The 12,438-nt window shown below is 67.1% G+C and carries 11 protein-coding genes; 7 read left to right on the top strand and 4 right to left on the bottom strand.

Features of this window, described 5'->3' with window-relative positions; all coding sequences use genetic code 11:
* Positions 1–146: 146 nt before the first annotated feature.
* Positions 147–959 (bottom strand): MotA/TolQ/ExbB proton channel family protein, encoded by an 813-nt coding sequence (locus ACREBX_RS18395; RefSeq protein ID WP_431563182.1) that lies wholly within the window; start codon positions 957–959, stop codon positions 147–149.
* A 58-nt stretch (positions 960–1,017) separates the two neighbouring features.
* A complete protein-coding gene (locus tag ACREBX_RS18390; RefSeq protein WP_431563181.1) occupies positions 1,018–1,674 on the bottom strand; it encodes an energy transducer TonB in 657 nt (218 codons plus the stop codon).
* A gap of 342 nt (positions 1,675–2,016) precedes the next feature.
* On the opposite strand from ACREBX_RS18390, the gene ACREBX_RS18385 reads away from it, so the two are divergent.
* Complete coding sequence (locus tag ACREBX_RS18385) at positions 2,017–2,826, top strand: hypothetical protein (RefSeq protein ID WP_431563180.1); 810 nt, start codon at positions 2,017–2,019, stop codon at positions 2,824–2,826.
* A 165-nt stretch (positions 2,827–2,991) separates the two neighbouring features.
* A complete protein-coding gene (locus ACREBX_RS18380; protein WP_431563179.1) occupies positions 2,992–4,311 on the top strand; it encodes a homoserine dehydrogenase in 1,320 nt (439 codons plus the stop codon).
* Here ACREBX_RS18380 and ACREBX_RS18375 read toward each other — a convergent pair.
* Positions 4,308–4,730, bottom strand: a complete 423-nt coding sequence (locus ACREBX_RS18375; RefSeq protein ID WP_431563178.1) for a hypothetical protein — start codon at positions 4,728–4,730, stop codon at positions 4,308–4,310. The genes ACREBX_RS18380 and ACREBX_RS18375 overlap by 4 nt on opposite strands.
* A gap of 118 nt (positions 4,731–4,848) precedes the next feature.
* Between ACREBX_RS18375 and glpX the strand changes: the two genes are divergently transcribed.
* Entirely contained in the window at positions 4,849–5,820 is a 972-nt protein-coding gene (gene glpX / locus ACREBX_RS18370) for a class II fructose-bisphosphatase (RefSeq protein WP_431563177.1), read from the top strand.
* A 242-nt stretch (positions 5,821–6,062) separates the two neighbouring features.
* On the opposite strand, the gene ACREBX_RS18365 is transcribed toward glpX, so the two are convergent.
* The gene (locus ACREBX_RS18365; protein ID WP_431563176.1) at positions 6,063–6,551 is read right to left on the bottom strand and encodes a flavodoxin family protein; all 489 of its coding nucleotides are present in this window, start codon (positions 6,549–6,551) and stop codon (positions 6,063–6,065) included.
* Between the two features lie 65 nt (positions 6,552–6,616).
* Between ACREBX_RS18365 and ACREBX_RS18360 the strand changes: the two genes are divergently transcribed.
* Genes ACREBX_RS18360 through recJ form a run of 4 tightly spaced genes read left to right on the top strand, consistent with a single transcriptional unit; the run spans position 6,617 to position 12,432 of the window.
* Positions 6,617–8,578, top strand: coding sequence for an alkyl/aryl-sulfatase (locus tag ACREBX_RS18360; protein WP_431563175.1), 1,962 nt, complete (start codon positions 6,617–6,619; stop codon positions 8,576–8,578).
* 25 nt (positions 8,579–8,603) lie between these two features.
* On the top strand, positions 8,604–9,134 hold the full coding sequence (locus tag ACREBX_RS18355) for a PH domain-containing protein (protein ID WP_431563174.1): 531 nt from the start codon (positions 8,604–8,606) through the stop codon (positions 9,132–9,134).
* Positions 9,131–10,666 (top strand): PH domain-containing protein, encoded by a 1,536-nt coding sequence (locus ACREBX_RS18350; RefSeq protein WP_431563173.1) that lies wholly within the window; start codon positions 9,131–9,133, stop codon positions 10,664–10,666. The genes ACREBX_RS18355 and ACREBX_RS18350 overlap by 4 nt, the downstream gene beginning before the upstream one ends.
* The gene (gene recJ / locus ACREBX_RS18345) at positions 10,663–12,432 is read left to right on the top strand and encodes a single-stranded-DNA-specific exonuclease RecJ (protein ID WP_431563172.1); all 1,770 of its coding nucleotides are present in this window, start codon (positions 10,663–10,665) and stop codon (positions 12,430–12,432) included. The genes ACREBX_RS18350 and recJ overlap by 4 nt, the downstream gene beginning before the upstream one ends.
* Positions 12,433–12,438 lie beyond the last annotated feature (6 nt).

Raw genomic sequence — 12,438 nt, 5'->3', positions numbered from 1 at the left:
CGCCTACACTCATCGCCATAGGATTAGCATCCTGTCACAAAATTTCTGTCACGGACATCGGGACGGCGTGCCTTGAGCCCACCTTCCCTGTCCAACGGACCCCGCCTTTCGCCATGCGGCGACAAGGCAGGGATCCAGGAGACCGATCAGGCCTTCTTCGGTGCCGCGGCCGGAGCAGCGGCCTTTGCGGGCGCCAGCGACGCCGGCTTCACCTGGCCGTTCGACATGATCGAACCGAGAACGTCGTTCGAGAAGATCGACAGACGGCGAGCGATCGCCTTGTTGCGGCTCTGGAGCCAGTTGAACGCGAGCACCGCAGGAACGGCCACGATCAGACCGATGGCGGTCATGATCAGAGCTTCACCGACCGGACCGGCGACGGTGTCGATCGAAGCCTGGCCCGATGCACCGATCTTCACGAGCGCGCGAAGAATACCGATAACCGTACCGAACAGACCGACGAACGGCGCGGTCGAACCCACGGTCGCGAGGAAGGCCAGGCCGCCGTTGAGCTTCGAGTTGATGTGATTCTGCGAACGCTCGAGCGTGCCGTGCATCCAGTCATGCGATTCGACAGGGTCGGTCAGCTTGGTATGCTCTTCGTTGGCGCGCAGACCGTCTTCGACGACCTGACGGTAGGCGCTGTTCTTTTCGAGCTTCGCGGCGCCATCGGCCAGCGTCGGTGCGCGCCAGAAATTTGCGTCGACGGCCTTGCCCTGGTTCATCACCTTGTTCTGTTCGAACAGCTTGGTGAACAGGATGTAGAGCGTGCCGACGAACATGATCAGCAGGACGAGGAAGGTGACCTGCGAGACGATGCCGCCTTCGCACAGCGCGGGAACGAGACCATAGGGGCTCGCGCCCTCTTCCTTGACGCACATCGCGGCGGGCATCAGGCTGAGCCCCGCTTCGTGGGCCGGTGCTGCCGCGGCGGCGGCATTTGCGATCAGATTAAACATACTGGAAAATCCCTCTCAAAATATTCGATAAGTTCGAAACACAGATCCGGTCGCGCGATCAGCGCGGAATCTGCCAACGGATACGATTGCTGTAGCTGCCGCCCACGGGGTTACCCGCGCGATCCTTGCCCGGGTTGAACCGGCCACGGCGCGTGATGAGCTTGCAGGTTTCGGCATCGAGATCGGCGTGACCGCTCGAGGCCGTGATATCGCATGACGTGATGCGGCCATCGGCACCATAGGTGACGCGGAAGCCAGCCGTACCTTCGCGCTCTTCGCGCATGGCACGGGCCGGATAGTCGTCATTCGTCGCCCAACGACCGGGGTTGCCCTTCGGCGTACCGGCGGCGCTCATATCGGGCGTCGGCGGCGGCGCAGGCGGAGCCGGCGGCGTATAGACCGGCGGCGGCGGCGTGCGCGGCGGCGTCGGCACCGACTGCATCGTGTTGGTCGTCACCGGCGGCGGAATCGGCGACGGCGGCGTCACGACCGGCGGCGGCGGCGGCAGCTTGTTGTCTGGCGGCGGCGGCGGCGGGGGTTCCTCCGGCGGCGGCGGCTCTTCAACGTCCACCACGTCCAATTTTTCGGCGAGTTTCTTGACGATACTGATATTCAAGCCGTTAACTAGGCCGTAGCCTAGAACCGCTGTGAGCAGACCAACCAAGACAATCGCCACTACCCTATTTTTAGGGTCGACATTATCACCATAAGCCATTCAGGGACGACGCTCCTTGCTAGATCATCCTGACACCAATTCCCTGCCGACGGGTTCGGTTGCCAAATGCCCGGATGATTTCCGATGCGTTGTGCGAGACCCGACGGCGCTACGTTCGGCTTATTATGTTTTTGCCGGACGCTTCGCGGCCCGTCCTATCGCGGTGGCGGCACATTCGCAAACCCTTTATCAGCGGTTAATGTGCCTTGTCCCATGATGGGGAGTTCAACGCCGATACCGGTGTCATAAACGACGGAAAGTGGAACGATCATGCGCCTCCCCCACCCGGCCGCTATCGCCGGCATTCTCGCCTTAACTCTTGGAATCCCAAGCGTTTCCGCGATGCAGACGCCCCCGGCGGCGGCGGCGGCCAGTCCGTACAGCTATGCCGACATCGCCGATCTGGCGACCGCGGCGCCGATCGCGCTGCACGCGCGTATATATAAGGCCACGCCGCTCAAACCTGCCCAGGCACCCGGAGTCGCGACGGGCCACGCCCGATTCTATGTCGAGTCCGACGTTGTCAGCCTGATTCGCGGCGCGGGACCGCTCGCGGCGCGAATCTCCTACCTCGTTGACCTGCCGCTCGACGCCAAGGGAAAGCCGGCGAAGCTGAAGAAGAAACAGCCCGTCCTGCTCTTTGCCCGGCCTGTCGCCGGCGCGACGGCGGGCAGCAGCAACACCGGCAGCGTCCAGCTGATCGCACCCGACGCGCAGTTGCCCTGGGATCCGGCGACCGAGGCGCAATTGCGCGCCGTGCTGACCGAACTCGTCAAGCCTGGCGCCCCGCCTGCGATCACCGGCGTCGCGAACGGCTTCCACGTTCCCGGCACCCTGCCCGGCGAAGGCGAGACGCAGCTGTTCCTCAACACCAGCACCGGCGAGCCGGTATCGCTGACCATATTGACCACCGCCGACGGGTCGCGGCGCTGGGCGGCGGCGTTCGGCGAGATCGTCGACGGATCGGCGGCGGTGCCGCAGCGCGGGACGCTCGCCTGGTATCGGCTCGCCTGCGGGCTGCCGCGCCAGCTGCCGCTGAGCAAGTTGGCGGGAACCGCCCCCGAGGATCGTCGCAAGGCGGCGTCGGACTATGGCGTCATCCTCGGCGCGCTCGGCGAATGCACGCGCACGCGCAAGCCGCCGGTGGGTTGATTTTCTTCGCCTGACGGCGAGGGCGGCACCGGGCCGCTTTTCCATAACCGAATAAAGTTCAGCTTCGGCGAGCCCTAGGCGCGCCGGGCTTGTTTCCATTACAAAAGCCGATAGGGCGCTCGCAACGGCGGGGCGAGGCTCCGTGCCTTATACGGAGTCCTTCGCATGTCGCCTTATTCCGCCCCGACCGCCCCTCGCCCGCCGCTGCGTGTCGCGCTCGCGGGTATTGGCGTCGTCGGCGGCGGGGTCGTGCGGCTGCTCGAGGCGAACCGCGACCTGATCGCGCGGCGCGCCGGGCGCGCGATCGAGATCGTCGCGCTGTCGGCGCGCGACCGGCACAAGGATCGCGGGGTCGACCTGTCGCCCTATCGCTGGGAAGACGATATGGATGCGCTTGTCGCGGCCGACGATGTCGATGTCATCGTCGAGATGATCGGCGGCGCCGACGGCCCGGCGCTGACGCTGGCGCGCCATGCGCTTGGCGCGGGCAAGGCGCTGGTCACGGCGAACAAGGCGATGATCGCGCATCACGGGCTCGACCTCGCGCGGCTCGCCGAGGAAAAGGACACGCCGCTGAAATATGAGGCGGCGGTCGCGGGCGGCATCCCGGTGATCAAGGCGATCCGCGAGGGCGCGTCGGCGAACGAGATCGCGCGCGTCTATGGCATCCTCAACGGCACCTGCAATTATATCCTCACGCAAATGGAGCGGAATGGCGCGAGCTTCGCCGATGCGCTGAGCGCCGCGCAGGCGGAGGGCTATGCCGAGGCCGATCCAACCTTCGACGTCGACGGGATCGATGCCGCGCATAAATTGTCGATCCTCGCCGCGCTGTGTTTCGGGACGCGGCTCGACATCGGCTCGGTGACCGCCGACGGGATCCGCGGGCTGATCGCCGCCGACATTCGCGAGGCCGAGGCATTGGGGCATCGCGTCCGCCTGATCGGCATGGCCGAGCGCGATGCGAATGGTTTGTACCAGCATGTCCAGCCGTGCCTCGTCCCCGCCGACCATCCGCTCGCTTATGTGCCCGGCGCGCTCAACGCCGTTGTGGCCGAGGGCAATTTCGTCGGCCGCCTCTTCTTCGAGGGCGCGGGCGCCGGCGCAGGCCCGACGGCGTCGGCGATCGTCGCCGACATCATCGACATCGCGCGCGACGAATATGGCCCCGCCTTTGCGATGCCGGTCGATTCGCTCGATCAGGCACCCGTCGCCGACGCGGGCGCGCGGATCGGCAAACATTATGTCCGCCTGATCGTCGAGGACCGCATCGGTGTGCTCGCCGAGATCGCGACGGCGATGCGCGATGCGGGCGTCTCGATCGAAAGCCTGATCCAGCGCGGCAGCGAAGACGAAGGCGGCGTCGTGATCGTGCTCGTCACCCACGAAGGTCCGGCCCGCACGATCCATGCGGCGCTCGATATCCTCGGCGCATCGGACCATGTCGTCGGCGCGCCGATGCATATGCCCATATTGGCGCTTTAAGGCTCCGGCTCGGGCTCCGGCGGCGTGCCAGTTTCGGGATCGGTCGCGCGCTTCACCGCTTCGTAGAGCGCATTATATTCGGGCCCCGGTTTATACCGGCCGCCCAGCGACATCCAGTTGTGGGGCAATTTATCGAGCGGTGTCGGGTTGATGTAGGGCGCGGGCGGGATGCTGTCCTTGGTCGAGCGCCCAATCCCCGCGATCGCACGCAATTCGGGCGACAGGCGGTGCAGATCGGTGTCGGAACCGCACACGTTGATCGAACCATCGTCGGCGGGTTTGCAACGCTTGATCGGGTCGACCATTTCCCTGGCCTTCGCGGCCGCCTCGTCGGCTTTGGATTTGGGCGGCGGAGGCGCCGGGGGGCCGGCCATCTGCGCGCTGGCGGAGGGCACCGTCATGCCAATGACACAGGTCATCGCGACAGCGGCTCCGAATCGGGCGAAGTATCCTCGACAAGCGGCGCGGGCGACCATATGGCGCCCACCATGCCCGACCGGGGCGCCAAGGCAAGACCAAAGACGGAGAGCAGCAGACATGACGGATACCGGCAGCAACCTCGACCGGGTGCTCGTGCTCGAAATGGTGCGCGTCACCGAAGCCGCGGCGATCGCCGCCGCGAAGCTGATCGGCCGCGGCGACGAGAAAGCCGCCGATGCTGCCGCCGTCGAGGCGATGCGCACCGCGTTCAACACGCTCTATATGGACGGCACGATCGTCATCGGCGAAGGCGAGCGCGACGAAGCGCCGATGCTCTATATCGGCGAAAAGGTCGGCAACGCGCCGGGCAAGGGCCCGAAAATCGATATCGCGGTCGATCCATTGGAAGGCACGACGATCACCGCCAAGGCCGGTCCGAACGCGCTCGCGGTGCTCGCGATCGCCGAAGAAGGCTGCCTGCTCAACGCCCCCGACGTCTATATGGACAAGCTCGCGGTCGGCCCCGGCTATTCGCCGGGCATAGTGAATTTCAGCAACAGCGTGCGCGAAAATGTCGAGGCCGTGGCGCGCGAAAAGGGCTGCCCGCCCGAACAGATCATCGTCTGCGTGCTCGACCGGCCACGCCACGAGGCGATCATCACCGAACTGCGCGCGATCGGCTGCGGCGTCGCGCTGATCCCCGACGGCGATGTCGCCGGCGTGATCGCGACGACCAACCCCGACACCAATATCGACATCTATATGGGTTCGGGCGGCGCCCCCGAAGGCGTGCTCGCCGCGGCGGCGCTCCGCTGTGTCGGCGGCCAGTTCAAGGGCCGCCTGCTGTTTCGCAACGACGACGAACGGCTGCGTGCGAAGAAATGGGGCATCGAGGATCTCGACCGCGTCTATGACCTTGAGGATCTCGCCAAGGGCGACGTGATCTTCGCCGCGACGGGCGTCACCGACGGATCGCTGCTGCGCGGCGTCAAGCGCCGCCGCGACGGCGTGATGACCACCGAGACCGTCGTGATGCGCGCCTCGTCGGGCACGGTGCGCTGGGTGAAGGGCGAGCATCGGTCGCACTGACGGGGTTCGAGCGGAAGCTGCCCTATCAATCCTCGTTACCCCGGGCTTGACCCCGGGCCCGCCTTGTATTTTCGGAGCCGGGCAGGAGGAAGGCGGGTCCCGGGTCAAGCCCGGGATGACAGAAGTGGGTGATTGAAAAGCAGCCAACCATTCCAAAGCCGACCTTGCAAAGACCGCCAGCTTGACCGCCCCATCCTTTCTGTATTATCTATATAACACAGTCAGGATGATGGATGGCATGCTCAAAAAATTCCCGCCGCGAGTCCCTCGGCGAGTGCCGCGCCGAGATCGCGTGCCTCGGCGAGCCGGTCGGGCGCGATGGTTTTCAGCGCCAGTATCGCTTCGGGAGACTGCGCCGCGGTGTTCACGATCACCCGATCGGCGACGCGCCGCAGCCGCCAGCCGGTGGCAATGCGGTCGAGCTGGCGCTGCGCGTTTTCGCCGTCGGAGCCCGCGCAGATGATCGTCGCATACGGGCGGCCTTCGAGCCGGCCGAGGCAGGGATAATAGCAAAGATCGAACATCTCCTTCATCGCGCCCGAAAGCGCGGCGAGATTTTCGGGTCCGATGAAAAGATAACCGCCCGCGGCGAGCAACAGGTCGGGCGTGACATCCTCGACCGCGACCAGTCGTGCCGCTGTACCGGCGCCGTCGGCCGCGGCGCGTGCCAGCGCTTTGCTGCCGCCAGTGCGGCTGTGCCAGGCGATCAGCAGGTGCGGCGCGTCGGTCATGGACCGATGCTTGCCAAGCACCGGCACGCGACGCAAGCTGCCTCCCGAATAAGGGGGAGAACATCATGCATCGATTGACCACCGTGCTGCTCGCCAGTTGCCTGCCCTTCGCCGCTGTGGCGCAGGACGCCGCGAGCGAGGCAACGCGCACCGCGCAGGCGGAAATCGCCAAACGCCTGCCGCTCGGCGATCCGCGCGACGAAGCCAATGTGATGCGCGGCAAGCTTGCCGAAATTCCGGGCGGCGTGATTTTGGGGAAGGACGGCAAGACGGTGTGGGACCGGCGGCCTTATGCCTTCCTCAATGCCAAAGAGGCGCCCGATACGGTCAATCCGTCGCTGTGGCGGCAGGCGCGGCTGAACGCGGTGCACGGATTGTTCGAGGTCGTGCCGGGCAAGATCTGGCAGGTCCGCGGTTACGATATTTCGGTGATGACGATCATCCGCGGCAAAAGCGGGTGGATCGTCGTCGATCCGTTGCTGTCCGAAGAGGCGGCGGCGGCGAGCTGGAAATTGTTCGCCGATACGGTCGAGGCGAAGGCGGGCAAGCTGCCGATCAGGGCGGTGATCTTTTCGCACAGCCACAGCGACCATTTCGGCGGCGTCGGCGGCATCGTCACCCCCGAGCAGGTGAAGAAAGAGAAGATCCGCATCATCGCGCCGCACGGCTTTTCGGAGGAAGCGACGTCGGAGAATGTCCTTGCGGGCACCGCAATGGGACGCCGCGCGCTGTATATGTTCGGGTCGATCCTGGCGCCCGGAGCCGCGGGACAGGTCGACACCGGGCTCGGGCCGAAACTGTCGTCGGGGACGATCGGCTATATGGAGCCGACCGAAACGGTGGGCGAAAAGGGCGGCACGCTGACGATCGACGGGCTGGCGTTCGAATTTCTCGACGCGGGCGGGACCGAGGCGCCGTCGGAGTTCGTCTTCTATATCCCCGCCTATAAGGCTTTGCACACGACCGAGGTTGTCACCCACACGCTGCACAATGTGCTGACCTTGCGCGGCGCGCAGGTGCGCGATGCGCTGCACTGGTCGAAGGTGATCGACGCCGCGCTCGTCCGCTGGGGCGGCAAGGCCGAGGTCGCGATGGCGTCGCATCACTGGCCGACGTGGGGGGCGGGCGAGGTCAGCAGCCTGCTGACCAGCCAGCGCGACATCTATCGTTATGTCCACGACCGGACTTTGTTCCTCGCCAACCGCGGCGCGACGCTCCACGAGCTCGCCGATGTTACCCCCGAGGCACCGGGGCAGGCGACCGACTTCGGCGCGCGCGGCTATTATGGGACGGTCAACCACGACATGAAGGCCACCTATCAGCGCTATTTCGGCTGGTGGGACGGCAATCCCGCCAATTTCAACCCGCTGCCTCCGGAACAGTCAGCACCCAAATATGTCGCGCTCGCGGGCGGTGCCGACAAGCTGCTCGCGGCGGGCAAGGCAGCGATCGCGGCGGGCGACTATCGCTGGGCGGCCGAACTTTTGAACAAGCTGGTCTTTGCCGAGCCGGGCAACAAGGATGCGCGCGCGGCACTCGCCTCGGCCTACGATCAGATGGGCTATCAGGCAGAGTCAGGAGCGTGGCGGAACTATTATCTCGCCGCCGCCGCAAGCCTGCGCGGCACCGCGGTCGAAAGCCTGTCGGGCAACGGGCAGAGCCGCAGCTTCGTCAGCGCGATCCCGACCGCGGTGTTTTTCGACGCGCTCGCGACGCGCTTCGACGCTGCGAAAGGGAGCGCGGTAAAAGGGACATTCCAGTTCATACTGCCCGACAGCAAGGAGACGGTCGCGATCGTCGTCGGCGGCGGGGTCGAGGTGCCGCGTTACGGCATGACCGACGCCGCGCCGACCGCGACGATCACCATCGACCGCAAAACACTCGACGATGTGATGCTGGGGCAGGCGCAATTCCCCGCGCTGCTCCAGTCGGGCGCGATCAGGATCGATGGCGATCGCATGGCGTTCCTGTCGTGGTTCGCGCTCCACCCGCCCGGCGACCCGCGTTTCAATGTGGTTGTGCCGTGAGGACGTAACCGACTAACGGAGGAATATGACCGACACCCCCGCCGCGTACCCGACCGATCCCTTCGCGCCCGACGCGCTGAATGCAGCCGAGGGACTCGACCCGGTCGACCCCGCCTATGCGCAGGTGCTGCGCATCGCGACCGCGCTCAACCTGATCCCGCTCGCAATCGGCGCGAGCGTGTTCGACGCGCTGCTCATCCGGCATCTCGAGGGGCCGTACGGGCTGATCACCGCGGCCGCGTGGGTGATCGCGGCGATCGTGATCGTCAGCTTTCCCTCGCGCCGCGTGTCGCGCTGGGGGTACAAGATCGGCGAAGGGCAACTTCGCGTCGCGCGCGGCTGGCTGTTCCGCACCGACACGATCGTCCCCTTCGTACGCGTCCAGCATATCGACGTCGGGCAAGGGCCGATCGAGCGCTGGTTCGGACTGTCGCACCTGATCGTCCACACGTCGGGAACACACAACAGCACGGTGACGCTGCCGGGGCTGCACAGCGACCTCGCCGCCGCGATGCGCGAGACGATCCGCCGGCATATCCAGACCGACTTCGCATGAGCGACGCCGCCGCAGCACTCCCCGCCAGCCCCTCAACAGATTTTGGGGGCGAGCCGAACTGGCAGCGGCTGCACCCTGCGACGCTCGCGCTCGCGGTCGTCAAACTCGGGCCGCGCTCGCTCAACTTCCTGCCCGCGGTCGCTGCGCTCGGCTTTACCGGCAACTGGATCTGGATCGTGCCCGCGATCGGCGCCTTCCTTCTGATCTCGCTGCTCGCCGCCTGGTTCCAGTGGCTGCGTTTCCGCTTTCTCGTCGGCGATGATGAGGTGGTGATCGAAAGCGGCGTGCTGTCGCGCCAGCATCGCACCATCCCGTTCGACCGTATCCAGGACGTCAGTATCGAACAGGGGCTGGTGTCGCGCGCGCTCGGCATCGCCAAGGTCGGGTTCGAGACCGGGGCGGGCGGCAAGGAGAATGACGCGAACCTCGACGCGATCGCGCTCGATGCAGCGCAGGCGCTGCGCACGACGATCCGCACGCACCGCAGCGGCGAGGCGAGCGCCGTACCCGTTGCGGCCGATGCGCCCGAGGCACCGCCCGCCACCGAAGACCGGTTGCTCTTTGCGATGGGGCCGCGCCAGCTGCTGGTTGCGGGGCTGTTCAACTTCTCGCTCGCCGCGCTCGCCGTGGTCGGCGCGGGCATGCAGTTTTTCGACGGGCTGCTGCCGTTCGACTTCAACGTCTTCAACCCCAGGGACTGGATCGATATCGCCGAGGATTACGGGCTTGACCAATGGCTGCTCGCGCACCGCTGGATCGCGGGCGTCGGCGCGGCGCTGTCGCTGCTGCTGATCGGTTTCGCGAGCGGGATCGCGACGATGTTTTTCGCCAACTGGGATTTCCGCCTGACGCGCGAACCTCGCGCGCTGCGCCGCACCCGCGGCCTCACGACGCGCACCGACGTCGCGGTGCCGGTGAAGCGCGTGCAGGCGGCGATCCTCGTCACCGGCTGGTTCCGCCAGCGCTTCGGCTGGCACGAACTGCGCCTCCAAAGCCTCGCGAGCGACGGCGGGAAGGAACGCGATCACCAGGTCGTGCCCTTTGCGAAGCTCGACGCGATCGACCCGGTGCTGGACGAGGTCGCGATCCGGCGCCCCGACGCCGGCCAATCGTGGCAGCGCAGCCACCGCATCGTCGCGCTCGGCGGGCTGATCGGTGCCGTCGGTGCGACCACGGGCGGCCTCGTCGCCGTTTCGTTCGGGCAGGATCTCGGCTGGTTCGGTCCTGTCGCAGGACTGCTCATCGGCGCCGGATCCTTGTTCGGGGCACGCTTCCATCGCTGGGCCGACCTTGGCGAACAGGTCGCGATCCGGCGCGGTGCGTGGAAACCCAAGACGACGCTGCTGCCGCACGCGTCGGTGCAGAGCGTCGACCTGAAGAGCGATTTCGTCCTCCGCCCGCTCGGCCTTGCAACGCTCGTCTTCGGCGTCCCCGGCGGCAGCTCGCTCGCGACGCACGAGATCCCCGCGATCCCGCTCGCCGCCGCGCTGGACCTGCGCACCCGCATCCTCGCCGCGAGGGCGCGGTCATGAGCGAAACGGCGCTGGGCATTACGCGGTCGATCAAGGGCCAGCCGTGGCACTGGCGCCGCGCGAGCGCCGACATGGCGACCGAGAATCTCGCGCCCGACGATCTGGTCACGCAATTGCTGCTCGCGCGCGGGGTGACGCGCGACGACCTCGACCGCCAGCGCACGCCGACCTTGCGCGGCTTCATGCCCGATCCCTCGCTGTTCCGCGACATGGACGCCGCCGCCGCGCGGCTCGCCGATGCGGTCGAGCGCAAGGAAGCGGTGACGATCTTCGGCGATTATGACGTCGACGGCGCGACCTCGGCGGCGTTGCTCGTGCGGCTGCTGCGCGGGCTGGGGCTGCCCGCGGGCGCCTATATCCCCGACCGGCTGATGGAGGGCTATGGTCCTTCGGGCGCGGCGCTGGTCAAGATCGGCGAAGCGGGATCGAAGCTCGTCGTCACGGTCGATTGCGGCGCGCAGGCGTTCGACGCGATTGCCGAAGCCAAGGCGGCGGGGGTCGAGGTGATCGTCGTCGACCATCACCAATGCGCGACGACGCTGCCCGCGGCCTTCGCGCTGGTGAACCCCAACCGGCTCGACGAAGAACCCGACGCCGCGATCCACGGCAATCTCGCCGCGGTCGGGGTCGCCTTCCTGCTCGGCGCGGCGCTGCTCCGCACGCTGCGCGCACGCGGTTTCTTCGCGACGCGCGACGAGCCGGCGCTGATCGACCTGCTCGACCTTGTCGCATTGGGCACCGTCGCCGACGTCGCGCGGCTCACCGGCTTCAACCGCGCACTGGTGACGCAGGGGCTGAAGGTGATGGCGCGGCGCGGCAACACCGGGCTCGCGGCGCTGATGGACGCGGCGCGCCTCACCAAGCCGCCGAGCGCGAGCGACATGGGCTTTGCGCTTGGTCCCAGGATCAACGCCGGCGGGCGCGTCGGCAAGTCCGACCTTGGCGTGCGCCTGCTGACGACATCGGACCCGCAGGAAGCCGCCGACATCGCGGTCGAACTCAACCGGCTCAACGAGGAGCGGCGCGCGATCGAGGCCGCGGTGCTCGACCAGGCGATCGAGGCGAGCGCGGCGTGCGGCAACGCCCCCGTCGCGATCGTCGTCGGACAGGGCTGGCACCCCGGGGTGATCGGTATCGTCGCCGGGCGCCTGAAAGAACGGTTGCACCGCCCGGCGATCGTCATCGCGGTCGACGAAAACGGCGTCGGCAAGGGTTCGGGGCGCTCGATCAGCGGCGTCGACCTCGGCGCCGCGATCCTCGCCGCGAAAGAGACGGGGCTGCTCGTCGCGGGCGGCGGACATGCGATGGCGGCCGGCCTCACCGTCGCCGCCGACAAGGTCGATGCGCTCGGCGCCTGGCTCAACGATCGCCTCGCCGCCGACGTCGAGCGCGCGAGCGGCGACAAGTCGCTGTTGATCGACGCAGTGCTCGCGCCGCGCGGGATCAACCCGTTGTGGTGCGACGCGATCGAGAGCGCGGGGCCTTATGGCGCCGGCTGGCCCGCACCGCGTGTCGCGACCGGCCCGGTGCGAATCGTCGAAGCCGGAATCGTCGGCACCGACCATGTCCGCCTGATCGTGTCGGGCGACGATGGCGCGCGGTTCAAGGCAGTGGCGTTCCGCAGCGCCGAGACCGAGCTGGGTCAGGCGTTGCTCCACGCACGCGGCAGCCGCAAGCTGTGGCTCGCGGGCCGCGCGAAACGCGACGATTGGGGCAGCCGGCCGGCCGCCGAACTCCACCTCGAGGACGCAGCCTGGGCCGACTGAAGGCAC

The organism is Sphingopyxis sp. (assembly GCF_050725655.1).
Classification (GTDB): Bacteria; Pseudomonadota; Alphaproteobacteria; order Sphingomonadales; family Sphingomonadaceae; genus Sphingopyxis.
This window is presented reverse-complemented; position numbering and strand designations above follow the sequence as displayed.